This is a genomic window from Mycolicibacterium brisbanense, assembly GCF_001570425.1.
GTDB lineage: Bacteria > Actinomycetota > Actinomycetes > Mycobacteriales > Mycobacteriaceae > Mycobacterium > Mycobacterium brisbanense.
Genome location: NZ_BCSX01000039.1, coordinates 95916 through 114174, shown reverse-complemented (window position 1 = coordinate 114174; position 18259 = coordinate 95916). Strand labels below are relative to the sequence as shown.

Sequence of the window (18259 nt, the reverse complement as noted above, 5' to 3'; positions counted from 1 at the left end):
CCCAGCCCGGCCCAGCGGATCGGACGGCGAACAACGTAACCACAAATCGACAGGAGGCCTGAAAGTGGCCGGTTTGCGCCGCAAACTGCTCCTCGAGGCCGCCGCCGACCTGTTCGCGCGGCAAGGCTTTCACGCCGTGGGCATCGACGACATCGGTGCCGCAGCAGGGGTGAGCGGGCCGGCCGTCTACCGGCACTTTCAGAACAAGGACGCGATCCTGCGCGAGTTATGCGACGCCGCCATGACTGAGCTGCTGGCCGGCGCCCGGCGCGCCACCAACGCCGGCACACCGACGGAGGTCCTGCACGCCCTTGTCGACCTACACGCGGCCTTCGGCGCGCGACGACGCGGCCTGTTGGCCGTCTACGCCCGCGAGCACCGCTCGCTGTCGCCGCTGGCGACCCGTGCCCTGCGACGCCGACAGCACAGGTACGAGTCCTTCTGGGTCGACGCGCTCGTACGAGCACGGGGCGATCTGGACCGTGAGCGCGCACAGGGCCTGGTCGCCGCCGTGCTGTCATTGCTCAACGCGTCCGCGTACATGCCGGCGTCGCTGGACGACGCGACGATTGAGGCGATGCTGGCCGCCGCGGCCGTTGCGGCGCTGTTCAGCCGCGCGGTTACACAGCAGGTAGACGGCGCCCCGCACCGGATTTAGTGTGTGTCGAGCAGCGATTCGGGAACGTCCACCACTCGGGATCGCACGTACTCCCCGAGCCCCTTGGCCTGCGCGTCCGGCCGGGTCGAGGAGGCCACCCCGTCACCGAGCAAGCCGTGCACCACCACGTTGAGCGCGCGCAGGTTCGGCAGTTCGAAGCGCTCGATGCGCAGGTGCGCCGTCTCCGGCCCGAGCAGTGTGCGCAGCCGCTCGACGCTCAGGTACTCGCGCGCCCACGCGTAACCGGGGTCGTCGCGTGCCCACAGTCCGAGGTTGGCGTTGCCGCCCTTATCTCCGGACCGCGCACCGAGTACCGACCCGAGCGGCGCGAGCCGCGTCGGCCCGGATGGCGCCGGCAGCTTCGCGGGCGGGGCGATCCCAGCCGGCGGGACCGCACCGGTCGGCGGGTCAGGGATCACGTGCCGATTGCCGTCGGCGTCGACGAGCACGTGCGTGAGGGCCGAGCGCGGAACGTAGGCCGGCCGGTAGACGCCGAACGCGGTCTCCGAGGACGGTGGCGTGGTGGTGTGGAAGCCGGCGAAACCAGCCAGGGCGATCTCCATGACCCCGCCGGAGAAGGCTCGGCCCACCTTTCGCGGGTCGGCGTCCTTCACCGTCACACGCAGGTGCGCGCAGGCTTGCTCGTTCGTCGGCGCATCGGAGACGTCGAAACGCAACAGTCGCACGTCGACTTCGTCGAAGGCGTCGCGTCCGCCGAGAACGTCGAAGAGCTGCTGTTCGGCGAAGGCCGCCTTGGCCTCGATGTCGAGGCCGGTGAGCACCATGGTCATCGTGTTGCGGAAGCCGCCCACCTCGTTCAGCGCCACCTTCAACGTGTCCGGCGGCGGACTGCCTTTCGTACCGCTGATCGCGACACGGTGCTCACCCTGTTGAGCCAGGCGAATGGTGTCGAAGTGGGCGACGACGTCGGGGCCGAGGTAGGCAGGTTCAGCGATCTCGTAGAGCAGCTGGGCGGTGACCGTGCCGACTGAGACCAGTCCCCCGGTGCCGGGATGCTTCGTGATCACCGAAGAGCCGTCCTCGGCGACCTCGGCGATCGGAAACCCCGGGTAGCGGCGGTCGGTGATCTCGTCGAGGAACGCGTAGTTGCCGCCCGTCGCCTGAGGGCCGCACTCGATCACGTGCCCGGCGACGACCGCACCCGCGAGCCGATCCCAGTCGGCGCGTGCCCAGGCGTGCCACCAGGCCGCGGGACCGACCACGAGGGATGCGTCGGTGACCCGGCCGGTCACGACGACGTCGGCGCCCGAATGCAGCGCCTCGGTGATGCCCCAGGCGCCGAGGTAGGCGTTGGCCGACACCGGTTTGATGTCGCCGACGGGCGGCGTGATTGCGTGGAGGTCGCCACGTAGGTCGTCGCCCTCGACGTGCGCGACGCGCGCGGTGAGGCCGAGACGTGCGGACAGCTCGCGCAACGCGGCGGCCAAGCCGGCGGGATTCAGCCCGCCCGCGTTCGCGACGACCTTGATGCCACGATCGAGACAGGTGCCCAGCACCTGTTCCATTTGGGTGAGGAAAGTCCGCGCGTACCCGCCGGACGGGTCTTTGGCCTGGGCCTTGGCCAGGATGAGCATGGTCAGCTCGGCCAGATAGTCACCGCACAGGACGTCGATCGGTCCGCCCTCGACCATCTCGCGGGCTGCGGCGATGCGGTCGCCGTAAAAGCCGGAGCAGTTGCCGATGCGGACCGGGACGCTCACCGCTGACCCCCTGCGAACTGGCCCGCCACGCGCCCGCCGCCAGGGGGCCCCGCGAAGGCCTGGGCGATCGCGAGCCACTGGTCGGCCAGCGGTCCGTCGGCGACCAAAGCGGTGTCGTCGCGGTGGCGGCGTTGGGTCACCAACAGGCAAAAGTCCAGCGCCGGCCCGCTCACGCGGTTGGCGGCGTCGGCTGGCCCCCACGTCCAGACGCTGCCGTCCGGAGCGGTCAGCTCGACGCGTACCGGGTCCGCGGGGAGGTCCAGACCGTTGGCCAGGTAGCTGAAAGCGCGCGCACCCACCCCGATGTGGGCCACGTGCCGCAGCCGTGCCGTGGCCTCGCGGGTCGCGCCGAGCGCGTCGACGATGTCCTGGCCGTGCGCCCAGGTCTCCATGAGTCGCGCTGTCAGCGACGAGACCGCGCTCATCGTCGGCCCGAACCACGGCAGGCGGGTCGCCGGGGCAATGTCCGCGAACGCCGCAACGAGGGCTGCACGCGACGTGTCGAACCACGCGAGCAGGTCGGCAGCCGGCATTTGACGGTAGCGCTCAGCGATGACGTCGGGTGAGATGCTTCCGTCGGCCATCATCGGCAGGTAGTCGCTGCTGAAACCGTCGGGGTCGGTGGCCGAGCGCACCGCCACGTCGTCGAAGAACGCCAGATGGCTGATCTGGTCGCGGATCGCCCAGCCCACGGCCGGAGTCGGCGCGTCCCAGCCGCGCGGACCTTCGGGCAGCGGTGCGATGAGTTCGCGCAACGCGGCCGTTTCGGCTTCGATGTCGGCGATTACCGACTGCATGGTCACCGCCATGTCAGCGTCCCTTCCACTGTGGTGCGCGCTTCTCGCGGAACGCCGTCGGGCCTTCCTGCGCGTCGTCGCTCAGATAGACCGGCTCCCATATCTCGTCGGCCAGGTCGTAGGCGGCGGCGAGGTGGTGCTGTGCCGAGAGGTACACGGTGCGCTTGGACGCAAGCACCGATAGCGGTGCGTTCGCGGCGATGCTGAGCGCCAACTGCCGGGTACGCTCGCGCAACTGATCGGCCGGCACCACCTCATTGACTAAGCCGACCTGGTGGGCGCGCTCGGCGGTGATCGGGTCGCCGGTCAGCAGGATCTGCATGGCAACGCGTGGGGGCACCAGCCACGATAGCGGTGCCGCCCACGGCGACCCGCGGCCGACTTTGACCTCGCTGACGGCGAAGGTCGCGTGTTCGGCAGCCACGACCAGGTCGCACTGCTGCGCGAGCAGGAAGCCCCCGGCGAACGCGACACCGTTGACGGCCGCGATCGTCGGCTTCGCGACATCGATGTTGCGGCCGAACTGCGGAGCGAAGTCCTTCGGGGGCACCTTGAGCGCGTTCTGCGCCATCTCCTTCAAGTCCCCGCCGGCGCAGAACGCCTTATCGCCCACGCCGGTGAGGACGAGCACCTTCGCCGCGTCGTCGTCATTGAAGCGGCGTACCGCGTCGAAAAGCCCCGTGCGCACAGCGTTGTTCAGCGCGTTGCGCGCCTCGGGCCGGTTGATCGTCAGCCAGGCCACGCTGTCGACGACCTCGTAGCGAACCGGTTGCTCGGCCACCGAGCCTCCGTCCCTCACCGTCGCCTCGCATGTGAGTGGCAGCTCACCCCGGCACCTCGACAAACGGGTCGGCCAGCTCAACGGTGGCTTCACTCGGCACGCACGGACCATCTTCGCTCGAGACGAGCAACTCGAGGTCGACGAGGCGCCGTCCGCCATCGTCGCGTTTGGCCACGACCTTGCCGCTCAGGGTTGCGGTCTGGCCCGGATAGATCGACCGGATCATTGAGATTCTGCGGCGCCGGATGAGCGCGTCGGGTCCGGCCCATTCGTTGAGGCCGCGGTCGATGAAGCCATGGAAGAAGAGGGTTGACAGGTAGATCGTGCGCTGGCCCTGGCTGCGCGCGTAGTCGGGGTCGTGGTGACCGGGGAACCAGTCCCATGTCGAAGCCGCGTTCATGCAGATGCGCTTGTAGCTGATCTCGATCGAGACGGGCGTCAGGGTGTCGCCGACGGCGATGTCCTCGAACCGCACGGGGACGCGGACCATGCTGCGCTCGGTGGAGTCGTTCATGATGCGCCTTCACTATCGGCGGTGTCGTATCGGAAGAGCACGTTGGTGTTGCGGCCGATGACCTCACCGTGCTGGTCGGAGAAGGTGCTCACCGTGGTGATGAACACACCGGTGCCCACCCGCGTCGTCTTGGGCTCGGAGATCGAGGCGATCTCCTCCACGATCGACACGTGATCGCCTACCCGGGGCCGGCGTTCGAACTCCGTCGTCGTCGAGGCGTTGATGATGTGGTGGCCCGGCAACGGGACGCTGAGCGCGAACATCATGTCGGCACGCGCTAGGTACCCGGGCACCCACTGCGGCGCGAAGCCGAGGCTCATCAGCAGCCCGGGCGGGCAGTCCTCACCCTCCCAGTAACGGGGGTTCGCGTCCTCGACGAGCGAGCAGTAGTACAACACCATCGAGCGGTCGATCGGGAACCACGCATGCCGCGGTTCGGAGCGATGACCGACCCACGCCCGGCCTTCGTCGAAGGTCCCGAACGTCATCCCGAGGCCGGTGACGTCGCTCGTTGGCGCGCTCACCGGGTCACCTGCACGACGGCGCTCCCCTTTATCGCGGGTTCGCCGGTCTGGCGCGTGACCACGAGTTCGAGGTCTGCCACCTGCTGCCCTCCGGCCTCGCGCACGCCGGTGACCCTGCCGCCGAAGCTGAGCAGGTCACCGGGCCATACCTGACCGGTGAACCGGATGCGGAACGAGCGGATGTTGGCCAGCCCCACCCAGGCGGTCAGCCGCTGCGCGAGCACACCGCCGTGCAGCAGTCCCATGCCGAACACACCGGGCATGCCGGCCGCGCGGGCGAACTCTTCGTCGTGGTGGATCGGGTTGAAGTCGCCGCCGGAGCCGGCGTAGCGAACGATGTGCGAGCGCGTCAGCGGGCCGAACTGTGAGGTCGGCATCTCGTCGCCGATGGCCAACGCCACCGGCGCGGGGGATGTCGTCATTGGGTGGAGCCTCCGGTTTCGATCAAGACGTCGGTCTGGCGCACGACGAGTTCGTCGCGCTGGTTGGTGAAGTCGGTCTCGATCGTCACGATTGTCATGATGCCGCCGCGCTTCCCCTCGCGGCTGGTCACGTTCGACACCCGACGAGTCTCGGTGAGCTCGTCGCCGACGAACACCGGCGCGAAATACTCCCAGCCGCACTCACCGTGCAGTACGCGTCGCAGGTCGAGCCCGAGGGCGCCGAACATGTCGTCGTCGGCGCGCCAGTGAGCCGAGGAGACGACGAAGGTCGGAGGAGCGGGGATCGCGCCGAAGCCGGCGGCGCGGGCGGCCGCGACGTCCTGGTAGATCGGGTCGCGGTCGCCGAGCGAAAGTGCGAACTCGCGCACTTTGGACCGGTCGACGGGAAACGTGGTCCTCCCGAGTTGCGTCCCGATGAGCGATGCGTCAGCCACTCTGGTCACCTTTCCCGCCGGCGAAGGCCGGCGCACAATCGCGAATGAGGCTGCCGAGGTTCTCGGCGATGCGCTCGGGCGCGAGACCAATCGAGGGTGAGTAGAGAACGATGTGGTCCAGCACGCCCTCGTAGCGGCGCAGCCCTTCTCGGACCTCGGCGGCGGTGCCGGCCACCGCCATCGCGTCGATCATGTCGTCGGTGACCGCGGCGAACATGGCCGGCAGGTCACGCCGTGCGAACGCGTCGCGGATGGCCGCTGCCTGCCTGGCGAAACCGCTGACGTCGAGCACGTGCTCGTAGGTCTTCACCGAGGAGTAGAACGCGATCTGCTGCGCGGCCTCACGACGTGCGATCTGTGGGTCGTCGTGCACCGCGCAGATGACCATCGAGACGATCTCAATGTCGGCGGGATCGCGTCCGGCCCGCTCCGCACCGCGCACGACGGCTGGGCGGGCGACCTCCTCGACGTAAGTCGTGGTGAACAGCGGATGACCAGCCAACCCGTCGGCTACGCGCCCTGCCACCTCGCACATCCGCGGACGCACGCCCGCGGTGATGATCGGGATCGCTCGCTTCGGCGGCGCGACGTCGCCGGTTGGGACGAGATTCATCCGGTAGAAGCGCCCCTCATGGCGCACGGGGCCCTCGTGCAGGTTCCAGATCCGACGCACGAGCGGGACCAGCTCCTCCATGCGCAGAGCGGGAGCGGAGGTGTCCTCCACGCCGTGCCAGTCGCTCATCATGCGGCGTGTACCGTTGCCGAGCCCGAGTACGACGCGCCCGCCTGAAAGCTCGTCGAGGTCACGCGCCTCGGTGGCGAGCACGAGCGGGCTGCGCCCGACGCCATACAGGATCGACGACCCGATGCGGCAGCGCTTTGTGCGCGCGGCCATCGCGGCCATCGAGATCGAGCCGGAGCGCGAGTAGAACTCCGAGGCCCAGGCGGCGTCGAAGCCGGCGAGGTCGGTAGCCTCGGCGGTCTCGACAAGGGTGGCCAAGTCCGCGCCGAGCACCGAGACCCCGTACGTGGTCACGACGCCGCCAGCCTGAATCGGACCAGCCCAAGGTCCTCGTTCACCCGCTCGAACACTGCGCGCACTCTCGCCCCGATCGCAACTTCATCTGGGGCCACGCCCTCGAGACTGGCCAACAACTGCGGCCCCTCGTCCAGACGAACGAGCACGACGACGTACGGCTCGCTGCGCGGGAACGAGTCCCACGGGGGGCGGTACACCGGCGCGAAACTGACGATCTCACCAGTACCCGCCGCGGTCTCCCAGGCCAACTCACCGTCATGGCAGACGGGACACACCAGCCGCGGGTAGAGGAAAGGGTGGTCGTTCGCGCACCGCTGGAAGACGAGTACACCGCGGGCCGCTGCTGCGAAGTAGGGACGGTTGACATCGGTCAGCGGCGGCAGCGCCTCAGGATCGTGCAGACCGTCGAGAGAACTCGAAGCTGCGGTCATGACGCTCCCTCCATCACCATGCTGACGTGACTGCACAGCATCGAGCCGTAGCTGTGCACGAACGCGGTATCCGCCCCGGGCACCTGACGGCCCTCGGCGCGACCGGACAACTGCCAGTAACCCTCAAGGATCTGCGAAATGCCAGAGGAGGTCCCGGTGTGCCCGAACCGGATTAGGCCGCCGTCGGTGTTCACCGGAAGGTCGCCCCCCGGATCGGCGCAGCCGTCACGGTAGAAATCGCCTGCCCCACCGGGCTTCACGAAACCCGCCTCCTCAAGGATCATCGCCGGGTTGGAGGCGAAGGCGTCGTAGAGCAAAGCGATGTCGACGTCGGCCGGCGCCCGTCCGGAGCGCTCAAAGGCCATCGGACCCGAACGGGCGGCCCCGGTACGACCCGGCCGGGCCAGCGAGGTCAGAAAACCGTGGGTGTGACCCTCTCCAAAGCCCAGCAAATGCACCGGCCGGTGCTTGCCCGCGCGAGCCCGGCGGGCCGAGCCCAGCACCAGCGCGCCACCGCCCTCGCAGGGAATCGAGCAGTGGTAGAAGTGGAACGGCCCGGCGATCGGCCGGGACGCCAGCACGTCCTCCACAGTCAGGCGTTGAGCGCCGTGCGCGATAGCCGCGGGGTTCAGTGCGGCCCAACGGTCCTGCGACACGGTGACCTCGGCGATGTCCGCCTTGCCCTGTCCCGTCTCGTGCATCCAGGCCTGCGCGATCAAACCGTAGAGCGCCGGCACGGACGGTCCGTAGGGCATCTCGAACGCGTGGTCACACACCAGCGCCATCAGTTCGCGCCCGCCATCGCGGATCGGTGGAAACTTGCCCGCCGACACGACCAGCACCGTCTCGGCCTCGCCCCGGGCGATGACGTTACTCGCCATGCGCGTCATGGCGAGATGGGTCCCGCCGCCAAGCTGACAGGTCATCTGAAGTTTCAGATTGTGCAGCCCGAGATAGTCCATGAGGTCCTCGGACAGGAAGATCGAACCCTCGTTCGTCATCGGCCCGGCGCACACCAGACCGTCGACCTCGTCTGGGACCACCCCTGCGTCGGCGAGAGCCGCGACCGCGGCGCGCACATGCAATTCAGTGGAGGTGTACGGAACGTTTCTCCCTGGAGCGAGTTCGGCGGCACCGATGATGGCCGGCTGGTCGTGTGGCATCCGGACTCCTCTCGACCACGCGTCCAACGCCGGTCCCGACGTGAACGACGGTTAGCATAGCGTGCCTAGAGGTCCGCGTCACCCCCGCCCGCACCCGCCGCTAGCGCGGTATGGATTCTCTGGAATGTCCTTGCGCCTCTTCCCAAGAGGGTGCTGCGATGACCGAAACCCGCGCCGATCGTGTCGTTTCTCGACGATGTCCAGGTGACAGATGAGGCCGATCGTGAAGCCCGCTGGTTCCGATGGTCGCCCGGCACACGCCGGGGCGGATCTATAGCCCTCAGTCGCGCGTTTTTCTGAAGTGGCGCGGTGAACGACCGGTCCACCGTTTGAAGGCATGTGTGAAGTTCGTGAGCTCCGCGTACCCGAGTTCTGCCGCGATCTCGCTTACAGACAACGATCTGTCGAGAAGTCGCAGAATTGCTCGCTCCCGCAAGAACGACTGACGCAATTCGCGAAAGGTGGTCCCCTCTTCGCGGAGGCGCCGCTTCAACGTGCTCGGGGATATCGAAAGCTCGCCCGCCGTCCGGCTGATGTTCGTTTTTCCGGGATCTTTTTCGAGCAGGTCCCTTACTTTTTCGGAGACCGACGTGTCACGTCGTTGATCGAGAGTTCGCTGCAAATCGGTGACGGCAATCCGGTACGCCACAGGATCGGAGAATCGACAGACCTCCTCGAGCGAAGCCGCGGGAACGTGGACGAACGAGCTGGGGGCGTCGAAGAAGATCCGACCCGCCAACACTTCGTCATGAAGAACCCACGACTCCGGCGCTGAATGACTTAAATGCAGTTCAATATTCGGTACGGCACCCGCGAGCATGTCGAGCAGACGCAACAGCGCCAGCCCACCGTAGGTGACGGCCAGGCAGTTCAGGCCCGCGTCACCGGTGCGACCGGTGAGCCCGATCGTGAGGCCGCGTTCCGTCGAATGGAACGTCGGGCTGAGGGCTGTGGTGATCACCGGCAGATAAGCAAGCAACTCGACAACCTCGGCTACCGAGCCCGCGCTGACCAAGGGAACACTGAGTGCCCCAAAGGACGTCAGTTTGGCGTGTTCAGCGAACGCGAAACCCAGACGGGTTCCCTGATCACAATCGAAATCGGAATATATCTCCCTGAACCACCGTAAGGGGACCTGCGCGTCGCGACCCACCAACATCGACTCGGTAACGTGCTCGCGAACCATGATGCTGCGGAGCGCAATGCTGGCGTCATGCCCCAGCGCCTCACTGTCCAGCATCTGCAGGAAAGCCAGCGCTGGCATACCCGAGTCGTCGAGTTTCACGTGCCTCCCTGCGCGTGAGCTAAAAACACAACTTTTTGACTCCTGCGAGCCTAGCGACGCTGGTCACGCGCGACAACGCTAAATAGAGGAGTTCCAAATTGAGGAGAGTTAATCATGGCAGTCGTCACCTTCGTCTCTCACGACGGCGAGAAGTACGAAGCCCCCTTGGCCGAAGGGCAGTCCTTGATGCAGGTTGCGGTCAACAACGCGGTGCCCGGCATCGACGGCGATTGTGGAGGGGAAGCCGCATGCGGAACGTGCCACGTGATCGTCGCAGGTGTATAAGAGACAACGGTGGGACTCTGCGGCGCCAACGAAGAGGAGATGCTCGCGATGAACCCCGAGCGTCAGCGGACGTCGAGGCTGTCTTGCCAGATGTCCGCCTCCGAGGCATGGGATGGCTTGACGGTCGAGCTACCTGAGTTCCAGCTCTGAAACAACGTCATGGATTTGGAGGAAACAATAATGAGTATTCCCGCGGCAGTGGCCGCCAAAGCCCAGTCTGCCGTGCCTCTGGAGCTGCAAATCCGCGGCGCACACCTCTACGACAAGACACGCCGGTGGGTAACCGGAACCAATGGTAAGAAGATCTTCACCGAGACGCCCATTCCTCCGGTCGAGGACGTTGATATCGCCGACATCGATCTCAGCAACCCGTTCCTCTACCGCCAAGGCCGCTGGAAGTCCTACTTCGAACGCGTGCGCAACGAGGCGCCGGTGCACTACCAGGCTCACAGTGCGTTCGGCCCGTTCTGGTCGGTGACCCGCCACGCGGACATCATCGCCGTCGACAAGAACCACGAGGCTTTCTCCGCAGAGCCGTTCATCATCATCGGGAGACCGCCCCGCTTCATGGACATCGCCATGTTCATCGCGATGGATCCGCCACAACACGACTTGCAGCGCGCTTCCGTCCAAGGGGTTGTCGCGCCGAAGAACCTGCGCGAGATGGAGGGGCTGATCCGCTCGCGTGTCCAGGAAGTGCTGGACGATCTACCGGTGGATCAGCCGTTCAATTGGGTGCACCACGTCTCCATCGAACTGACAGCGCGCATGCTCGCGACCCTGCTGGACTTCCCGTACGAGCAGCGGCACAAGCTCGTGGAATGGTCGGACCTCGCCACCTCCATGGAGCAAGCCAATGGTGGTCCTTCCGACAACGACAGAGTGTTTCGTGGCATGGTCGACATGGCGAAGGGTCTCAGCGCTCTCTGGCATGACAAGTGGGCCCGTACCGCCAACGGGGAGCGACCGGGCTTCGATCTGATCACGATGCTGCAGGCCAACGAGGACACTAAGGATCTCATCGACCGCCCGATGGAATTCCTCGGCAATTTGGTACTGCTGATCGTCGGGGGAAACGACACGACTCGCAACTCGATGAGCGGAGGGGTTCTCGCCTTGAACCAGTTCCCCGATCAGTTCGAGAAGTTGAAGGCGAACCCTGACCTGATTCCCAACATGGTATCCGAGATCATTCGCTGGCAGACCCCGTTGGCGTACATGCGCCGAGTCGCGAAAAAAGACATCATGTTGAACGGGCAATTCATCCGCAAGGGCGACAAGGTCGTGATGTGGTACGCCTCTGGTAACCGCGATGAGCGTGTCTTCGAGCGGGCCGATGAGTTGATCATCGATAGGAGCAACGCCCGCAATCACATCTCGTTCGGGTTCGGCGTGCACAGGTGCATGGGAAACCGACTTGCTGAGTTGCAGCTTCGAATCCTGTGGGAGGAATTGCTCCCTCGCTTTGAGAACATCGAGGTGGTCGGCGAACCCGAGTATGTGCAATCGAATTTCGTCAGGGGTATCAGCAAGCTGATGGTTCGCCTCACTCCCAGGCCAAGTGCGTGACTCCCGAACGAGCGGTGATCGTCGGCGCGAGCCACGCCGGCGCGCAGTTGGCAGCTAATCTTCGAAGGGAGGGGTGGTCTGGGGAGGTCGTGCTCATCGGCGACGAGGGGGGACTGCCCTACCACCGGCCTCCGTTGTCGAAGGGATACCTGGCCGGCAAGAACGGCCTCGACGACCTCCTGATTCGCGGCGCTGATTTCTACGAAAAGCAGCACATTCGACTCTTGAATGCGACCGTGGAGGCGATCCACCGGAGTGCCAAGCGTGTGTCTCTGAGCACCGGCGACACGCTGACGTACACCAAGCTCGCGTTGTGCACCGGCGCAAGGGCCAGACGACTCCCCACACCAGGGGTGGATCTTCCCGGAATTCACTACCTGCGTACCGCTGCAGACGTCGAGTTGATCCGTGCCGCCGCTACACCGGGTCGGAGGGTTGTGATCGTGGGCGGCGGTTACATCGGGTTGGAAACGGCGGCCTCGCTGTGTTCGCTCGGCATGAACGTCACCGTCCTCGAGGCAACCGAGCGTGTACTCGAACGGGTCACCGCGCCGGAGGTTTCCGCGTTTTACACCCGAATCCACAACGGCGAGGGAGTGGAGATCCGAACACACGCTCTCGTCGAAGCCTTCTCCGGCAACGGCAGAGTGCAGGAGGTCGTGCTGGCAGGCGGCGAACCGATCCCCGCCGACTTGGTCATCGTCGGCGTCGGTGTGGTGCCGAACACCGAGCTCGCCTCGGCCGCAGGATTATCCGTCGACAACGGCATCGTGATCGACGACCAGGCCCGCACCAGCGACCCCGACATCGTGGCCGCCGGCGACTGCACCAGCCACACCATGGCTCGATACGGCTCGCGTATTCGTTTGGAATCCGTATCGAGCGCCGGCGAGCAGGCCAAGATCGCTGCGGCGACAATCTGCGGAAAACACAGCGCAATCGCTGCGCTTCCGTGGTTCTGGTCCGACCAGTACGATCTCAAACTCCAGATCGCCGGTCTCAACACCGGATACGACGAAGTGGTCTTCAGCGGCGACCCGTCGCGTGACCGTGACTTCAGCTGCTTCTACTTCCGCGATCGTGAACTCATCGCCGCCGACTGCGTCAACCGTCCTCGCGATTTCATGTTCAGTAAGCGGGCCATCAGCCAGCAGCTCCGAGTTGACCGCTCAGAGCTCCTCGCCGGCTCGATCTGACACGAGAGCTTGCTAGTTACAAACTGTGGACAACTCCCAGGTACCTGAGTGCTACGCGGGAGATCCGCTCACCGGTGGTGGCGATGTCCGCGGCTGGGAGTACAACATGACTCACTGTCAGTCGCACCAGAACATCTGCGACCTCCTCAACGTCTTCGGGATCGAGATCGTCGAAGTGGTCGTTAAACCACGTGATCAGAGCCGCGGAGCAGAGCTGAAGCAGGGAAGCCGACGTCGGCAGAAGAGGTAGGACTCCAGTAGACGACGAGCCACCGCGATCATTCCCCGAAGGGTTGGACGTCAGAACTGCCTTGAGGAGCGGGCTGTCTTCTGCTTCACAGAGGGTGAATTGCACCGCTGCGGTGATGCCGCCCCGCACGTCGCCCACGTGTTCGGCAAGGACGGCAAGAATGCCTTCCATAAAGCGCTGGCCCTCCGACACCACAAGCGCGTCGCCGAGCCCCTGTTTGTCGCCGAACTCTTTGTACAACGTCGGGCGGGAGACGCCGACCGATTCGGCAACCTCGCTCATCCGGACCTGATCCCAGCCCTTCTCGATGGCGAGTTCTCGTGTCGCCCTCAAAACCTTTTCGCGCACATGCCGGCGGAAAGACACCCGCGCTGGTTCAGTTGGCATAGGAGCAGGATAGGCGCCAGCCCTACATGGGCAGTCAACCGACAGCAGGGTTCATGTGGTCCTGTCGAGGAATTCGACGACCGCCGTCGAGAATGCGTCGTTGTTGTCGCCGGCAATCATGTGTCCCGCGCCCGATACGTCAACGGTTTGCGCGTGCGGAACGACGGTCAGGAAATGCTTTACTGTCTCTTCGGAGACCATGTCAGATAGTAGGCCCCGGACCAGCAGCGTTGGCGCGGACACCTGCCTCGCACCATCAAGAAGGAACGCGCTCATCATGTCGAAGTCTTTAGCGCCTTCGTCTGGATCACCCTGCAGGAACTGGAAATTCGACGTCACGAAAGCTGGATCCCATCGCCAGGCCCAGCGACCGTCTTCGCGACGGGCGAGGACTTTTCGGAGGCCGTCGAGGTTTTCGGGGCGAGGGCGGTGCGGGTTGTAGGCGGCGATCACGTCAGCGGCCGACTCTAGGCTGTCGAAACCTTCGGGGTGTGCCGACATGAACGCTACGACTCGTCGGGCGCCTTCCATCTCCATTCGCGGAGTGACGTCAACCAGGACGACGGCCTGCCATAGGTCCGGCGGGGCGAGCAAGTGTGTTCCGAGAATGGTCAAGCCGCCCAGAGAGGCGCCGATCGCGGCGACGGGGCGGCCGGAATCGGCGTATGAGCGCACGGCCAATAGGTCGGATCCAAGCCGGTCCCCGTCGTAGCGTCCGTCGGGGTCCCAGTCGCTGTCCCCGTGTCCCCTGGTGTCGTACGCGGCCACCGTGTAGCCCCGCTGGTGCAGGCGTTGGGCGGTGACGTCCCAGGCGTGTCGGCTTTGACCTCCGCCGTGAAGGAGCAACACGACCGCCCGCGGCGCATCACAGCGGTAGAGGTCGACCGCCAGCGTCAGCCCGTCCGCCGTGGGCACGCGCTCGACCACAGGAGCCGACGAATCGCCTGTTCTCTTTGCCGACATCAGGAGCTCGTCTTCGGTGCGACGACGGTGACGGTTCCCTGGGCCGCACACACCGCTCTGCCGTCGTTGCAGATGTCGATACGCGCCACACCGCTGGTTCTGCCCAGCGAGATGATCTCGGCTGTGGCTACACAGGTGCCGCTAGAGACCGGACGAAGCAGATTCAGTTTGAACTCCGTTGTCGCGACCCAAGATCCCAGTGGAATCACGGGATAAAACACCACTCCGAGGCAGTGGTCGACCATGGCCGATAAGCAGCCCCCATGCAGGTTCCCGAAAGGCGTCTTCAGGTCGTCGCGTGCGTCCATCTCCGCGACGAGCCGTCCCGCAGTGAATTCGGTGTGACGGAAGCCGAGGTAACCGGCCAACCCGCCCGTGGTTTCTGCTGCGCTCTTTAGTTGCTCAGCGACCTGTTCGTTGAACGTGGTGAATTGCACAGGCCCTCCTACCTCATCTGCCGTCGAGACATTACGCCATAGATGTCACATCGGTCGAGCGTGGTCACCCGCCAGGATCGCCGGAAGGAGAAACCTCGACAGAAACGCCCGGAGTCCGTCACGACTGCGCTCCCGCGGCCCTCGAACAGTCAGCAGGCTCAATATCGTGCGGACAACCCACTCGGCGGCGTCGTCGACGGAGACGCCCGGTTCCACGCAACTCCAGTGTCTGGTGAAGATGGGACGCAGAAATTCGGTGACGATTTCGAAGAGGGACGTCGAGGTCCCCGCCGCGAGACCCACGCCGGCGAGTTCCTCGTCGCTGCCGAACAACAATCCGATGATCTCTTCGCGGCGCGCGGCCTCAACCGTGTATTCCACGAAATCGACGAGCGCGGAGCCCAGGTCGGCGTGCGCCGCGATCCGCGGGCTGATGCGGTCGAGATAGCGCTCGGCGGCGCGAATGATGACACCCGACATCACCGCCTCCCGACTGGGGAAGTAGCGATACACCGTTGCCCTGGACACACCCGCTGTTCTGCCGATGTCCTCCATGGTCGTGCCCACCACACCGCAACTCTCGAGGCACCGCTCGGCAGCATCGAGCAACCGGTCGCGAGCGGACCCACGATCTGTCGGCGCGGCGGCGCCCCATCTCAACAACCTCGTCGACACACAGCCAGTATGCCGCGAGCGCACACCATTGTGACTTGCCCACGCACATGACACCATCGCAGTTATGTCTCAAGTCAGCCCCGTGGCCCTGAGCGGATGCCGATGCCGATGTTGGTAGAAGCGCGTACCCCGGTTGTCGTCGGCGTGGGCGAAGTTACCCATCGCGGGAACGACTTCGTGGACCCGATCGACTTGGCGGTAGAAGCCGCACGCCGCGCGGTCAAAGACGCAAGTCGCCCGGTCGAGCGGCGCATCGACACCGTCGCGACTCCGGGCATCCTGGTCATACCGCGCGACAATCCCGCCAGCAGGATCGCCGAAGCGATGCACATCAGTCCCGCCCGCCGCATCAGCTGTCCCGTCGGCGGAAACACCCCGCAGTATCTCGTCGAAGTGTTGGGTGGCGAAATAGGCGAAGGCCGTGCAGATGTCGTCCTGGTCGTCGGGGCGGAGAGCGGGCATTCCGCACGCAAGCTTCAGGGCGGGGCACTTCTCGACTCGCCGCCCCCACCCCGCTCCGACGACGAATCCCTGGGCGACGCCCGCCCCGGGCTGAGTCAAGCCGAATTGTCGGTGGGTCTGAGTTGGCCGCACGAGGTGTATCCCATCTTCGAGTCCGCGATCGCCGCGCGCCACGGCCGCGACTTCGATGCTCAACGGGAGTGGCTGGGCACGCTGATGGCCCCGTTCACAGCCGAGGCGGCACGCCATCCGGAACAGGCCTGGTTCCCACGCGCACGAAGTGCCACCGAACTCAGCGAAGTCACCGCGGAAAACCGCATGGTCTGCTTGCCCTATCCCAAGCTGCTCAACAGCATCATGTCCGTCGACATGGCTGCCGCCTTCATTCTCATGGCGGCCGAGGTGGCGGACGAATTAGGCGTCGCGCGCGATCGTTGGGTCTTTCCCTGGTCAGCAGCGACTTGCAACGACGTGTACTTCCCCGTGGAACGGCCGGACCTCAGCCGCTCATCGGGTATCGAGGTAGCGGCACGGAAGGCTCTCGATGCGGGCCGGTTGACCACCGACGACATCCGGTGGTTCGACCTCTACTCCTGCTTCCCGTCGGCAATTGAGATGGCTGCCGAGGCTCTCGACTTGGACCCCCTCGACGACAGAGGCCTCACAGTAACCGGAGGCCTGCCTTATCACGGCGGTCCCGGAAACAATTACGTCAGCCACTCGATCGTGGAGATGGTCCGACGGTGCCGACGCGACCCAACCGATGCCGGACTCGTCACCGGCCTCGGGTGGTATTCGACGAAGCATTCGGTCGGTGTGTGGTCGGCCACCCCGCCACCAGCCGGGTGGCGACTGCTCGACACGGCGGTCGAACAAGCTCAAATCGATTCATCGCGGCTGGCCGTCGCAGGCGCCGACGAGGCGACCGGTTGCGCGACAGTCGACGGATACACCGTCGTCTACGACCGAGACGGCCAACCTCGATGGACTCCGATCATCGCGCACCTGTCCGACGGGCAAAGAGTCGTCGCACGCAGCGACGATCCGCAGATCGCCGAGGCGATGGGCGCGGAAATGTACGTAGGTAAAACGGTGTGCCTCCGAAACACAGGGTCGTTCACCGGGTTCGAGCTTCCATGATCGCCGAGGCGATGGTGCTGACCGGACCGCGGAGTCTGCAGCGGCGCCAGATGACCATCCCCGACGTCGGCGACCGGGGTGCGATCCTGCGAGTTGAAGCATGCGGTCTGTGCGGAACAGATCACGAACAATTCACCGGACACCTGCCTGCCGGCTTCTCATTCGTTCCAGGGCACGAAATCGTCGGCATCGTCGAACATGTTGGCGCTGCGGCTGGCCAACGCTGGGGTGTACAAGCCGGCCAGCGCGTGGCCGTTGAGGTGTTCCGGTCCTGCCGAGACTGCCCCGAGTGCCGCCGCGGCGAATACCGGCGGTGCGCGGTGAACGGCATCGCCACCATGTTCGGGTTTGTCGACGTGGAGGTCGGCGCGGGCTTATGGGGCGGATACGCCACCCATGTGGAGCTTCCGTGGGACGCGATGCTGCTCCCGATTGCCGAAGACATGGACCCCGTTCTCGCCACGTTGTTCAACCCTCTCGGGGCCGGTATCCAGTGGGGGGCGACTCTTCCCGACACCAAGGCCGGGGACGTCGTAGCGATCCTGGGGCCCGGCATCCGCGGAATCTGTGCGGCGGTGGCGGCCAAAGAGGCGGGAGCCGCGTTCGTCGCGATGACCGGCGTAGGCCCACGCGACGAACAACGACTGGCCATAGCCAGATCATTCGGTGTCGACCTGCCCATCGATGTATCGCAGGACGATGCAGTGACCGCGCTCCAGCGTGAGACAGGCGGACGGCTTGCCGACGTGGTCGTCGACGTCACCGCTAAAGCACCCTCCGCGTTCGCCGATGCCGTCGGCCTTGCCAGGCCCGGCGGCACAATTGTGGTGGCCGGCACCCGTGGAGGAGGCGGCACGCCCCGGTTTGAACCAGACTTGTTGGTCTATAAAGAATTACACGTCGTAGGCGCACTCGGCGTGGAGTATCCCGCCCACCGGGCAGCCCTCGAGATTCTCGCCCTGGGCCGCTGGCCGTTCGACCGGATCACCAGAGAATCAACCGGATTCGCTGGGCTCGCGCAGCTGCTCACTTCGCTTGCAGATGAAAGTGCCCGATCAAGTGGGGCGCTGCACAACGTCTTTTTGCCCACGCCCTAACGGCGTGG

20 protein-coding genes and 1 pseudogene are annotated in these 18259 nt (G+C 65.5%); 6 read left to right on the top strand and 15 right to left on the bottom strand.

Annotated elements, in window-relative coordinates:
* Positions 1-64 precede the first annotated feature (64 nt).
* A complete protein-coding gene (locus RMCB_RS21450) occupies positions 65-658 on the top strand; it encodes a TetR/AcrR family transcriptional regulator (RefSeq protein WP_011560588.1) in 594 nt (197 codons plus the stop codon).
* Here the strand turns inward: RMCB_RS21450 and RMCB_RS21445 are convergent.
* The 11 genes from RMCB_RS21445 to RMCB_RS21390 all read right to left on the bottom strand — a co-directional run bounded on the left by RMCB_RS21445 (position 655) and on the right by RMCB_RS21390 (position 9790).
* Positions 655-2379, bottom strand: a complete 1725-nt coding sequence (locus tag RMCB_RS21445; protein ID WP_011560589.1) for an acyclic terpene utilization AtuA family protein — start codon at positions 2377-2379, stop codon at positions 655-657. The two genes, RMCB_RS21450 and RMCB_RS21445, sit on opposite strands and share 4 nt — an antisense overlap.
* Entirely contained in the window at positions 2376-3188 is an 813-nt protein-coding gene (locus RMCB_RS21440; protein ID WP_011560590.1) for a TIGR03084 family metal-binding protein, read from the bottom strand. Before RMCB_RS21440 ends, RMCB_RS21445 begins: the two co-directional genes overlap by 4 nt.
* Before the next feature lies 1 nt (position 3189).
* Positions 3190-3957, bottom strand: coding sequence for an enoyl-CoA hydratase/isomerase family protein (locus tag RMCB_RS21435; RefSeq protein ID WP_011560591.1), 768 nt, complete (start codon positions 3955-3957; stop codon positions 3190-3192).
* Between the two features lie 43 nt (positions 3958-4000).
* Complete coding sequence (locus tag RMCB_RS21430; protein WP_011560592.1) at positions 4001-4471, bottom strand: hotdog family protein; 471 nt, start codon at positions 4469-4471, stop codon at positions 4001-4003.
* Positions 4468-4959 (bottom strand): FAS1-like dehydratase domain-containing protein, encoded by a 492-nt coding sequence (locus tag RMCB_RS21425; protein WP_017205330.1) that lies wholly within the window; start codon positions 4957-4959, stop codon positions 4468-4470. Before RMCB_RS21425 ends, RMCB_RS21430 begins: the two co-directional genes overlap by 4 nt.
* Before the next feature lie 32 nt (positions 4960-4991).
* On the bottom strand, positions 4992-5417 hold the full coding sequence (locus RMCB_RS21420; protein WP_011560594.1) for a dihydroxy-acid dehydratase: 426 nt from the start codon (positions 5415-5417) through the stop codon (positions 4992-4994).
* Positions 5414-5872, bottom strand: coding sequence for an FAS1-like dehydratase domain-containing protein (locus RMCB_RS21415; RefSeq protein ID WP_011560595.1), 459 nt, complete (start codon positions 5870-5872; stop codon positions 5414-5416). Before RMCB_RS21415 ends, RMCB_RS21420 begins: the two co-directional genes overlap by 4 nt.
* A complete protein-coding gene (locus RMCB_RS21410; RefSeq protein WP_014382413.1) occupies positions 5865-6908 on the bottom strand; it encodes an LLM class flavin-dependent oxidoreductase in 1044 nt (347 codons plus the stop codon). Before RMCB_RS21410 ends, RMCB_RS21415 begins: the two co-directional genes overlap by 8 nt.
* The gene (locus RMCB_RS21405; protein WP_011560597.1) at positions 6905-7342 is read right to left on the bottom strand and encodes a Zn-ribbon domain-containing OB-fold protein; all 438 of its coding nucleotides are present in this window, start codon (positions 7340-7342) and stop codon (positions 6905-6907) included. Before RMCB_RS21405 ends, RMCB_RS21410 begins: the two co-directional genes overlap by 4 nt.
* On the bottom strand, positions 7339-8505 hold the full coding sequence (locus tag RMCB_RS21400) for a thiolase family protein (protein ID WP_011560598.1): 1167 nt from the start codon (positions 8503-8505) through the stop codon (positions 7339-7341). The genes RMCB_RS21405 and RMCB_RS21400 overlap by 4 nt, the downstream gene beginning before the upstream one ends.
* A 280-nt stretch (positions 8506-8785) precedes the next feature.
* Positions 8786-9790, bottom strand: coding sequence for a helix-turn-helix domain-containing protein (locus tag RMCB_RS21390; protein WP_011560599.1), 1005 nt, complete (start codon positions 9788-9790; stop codon positions 8786-8788).
* Positions 9791-9904: 114 nt separating this feature from the next.
* Between RMCB_RS21390 and RMCB_RS21385 the strand changes: the two are divergent.
* The 3 genes and pseudogenes from RMCB_RS21385 (at position 9905) to RMCB_RS21375 (ending at position 12840) form a co-directional block, all read left to right on the top strand.
* A pseudogene (locus RMCB_RS21385) lies at positions 9905-10225 on the top strand (2Fe-2S iron-sulfur cluster-binding protein).
* Between the two features lie 30 nt (positions 10226-10255).
* The gene (locus RMCB_RS21380; RefSeq protein WP_017205331.1) at positions 10256-11644 is read left to right on the top strand and encodes a cytochrome P450; all 1389 of its coding nucleotides are present in this window, start codon (positions 10256-10258) and stop codon (positions 11642-11644) included.
* Positions 11641-12840: an NAD(P)/FAD-dependent oxidoreductase gene (locus tag RMCB_RS21375; RefSeq protein ID WP_011560602.1), complete on the top strand. Its 1200-nt coding sequence runs from the start codon at positions 11641-11643 to the stop codon at positions 12838-12840. Before RMCB_RS21380 ends, RMCB_RS21375 begins: the two co-directional genes overlap by 4 nt.
* A 16-nt stretch (positions 12841-12856) precedes the next feature.
* On the opposite strand, the gene RMCB_RS21370 is transcribed toward RMCB_RS21375, so the two are convergent.
* The 4 genes from RMCB_RS21370 to RMCB_RS21355 all read right to left on the bottom strand — a co-directional run bounded on the left by RMCB_RS21370 (position 12857) and on the right by RMCB_RS21355 (position 15576).
* Positions 12857-13438: a TetR/AcrR family transcriptional regulator gene (locus tag RMCB_RS21370; RefSeq protein ID WP_005110548.1), complete on the bottom strand. Its 582-nt coding sequence runs from the start codon at positions 13436-13438 to the stop codon at positions 12857-12859.
* Positions 13439-13528: 90 nt separating this feature from the next.
* The gene (locus tag RMCB_RS21365) at positions 13529-14440 is read right to left on the bottom strand and encodes an alpha/beta fold hydrolase (RefSeq protein WP_011560604.1); all 912 of its coding nucleotides are present in this window, start codon (positions 14438-14440) and stop codon (positions 13529-13531) included.
* On the bottom strand, positions 14440-14877 hold the full coding sequence (locus RMCB_RS21360) for a PaaI family thioesterase (protein ID WP_011560605.1): 438 nt from the start codon (positions 14875-14877) through the stop codon (positions 14440-14442). The genes RMCB_RS21365 and RMCB_RS21360 overlap by 1 nt, the downstream gene beginning before the upstream one ends.
* 45 nt (positions 14878-14922) lie before the next feature.
* The gene (locus tag RMCB_RS21355; RefSeq protein WP_370474583.1) at positions 14923-15576 is read right to left on the bottom strand and encodes a TetR/AcrR family transcriptional regulator; all 654 of its coding nucleotides are present in this window, start codon (positions 15574-15576) and stop codon (positions 14923-14925) included.
* A gap of 84 nt (positions 15577-15660) precedes the next feature.
* On the opposite strand from RMCB_RS21355, the gene RMCB_RS21350 reads away from it, so the two are divergent.
* Both RMCB_RS21350 and RMCB_RS21345 read left to right on the top strand, forming a co-directional pair.
* A complete protein-coding gene (locus tag RMCB_RS21350) occupies positions 15661-17154 on the top strand; it encodes an acetyl-CoA acetyltransferase (protein ID WP_024445489.1) in 1494 nt (497 codons plus the stop codon).
* Complete coding sequence (locus RMCB_RS21345; RefSeq protein ID WP_017205332.1) at positions 17151-18251, top strand: zinc-dependent alcohol dehydrogenase; 1101 nt, start codon at positions 17151-17153, stop codon at positions 18249-18251. Before RMCB_RS21350 ends, RMCB_RS21345 begins: the two co-directional genes overlap by 4 nt.
* Positions 18252-18259: the final 8 nt, after the last annotated feature.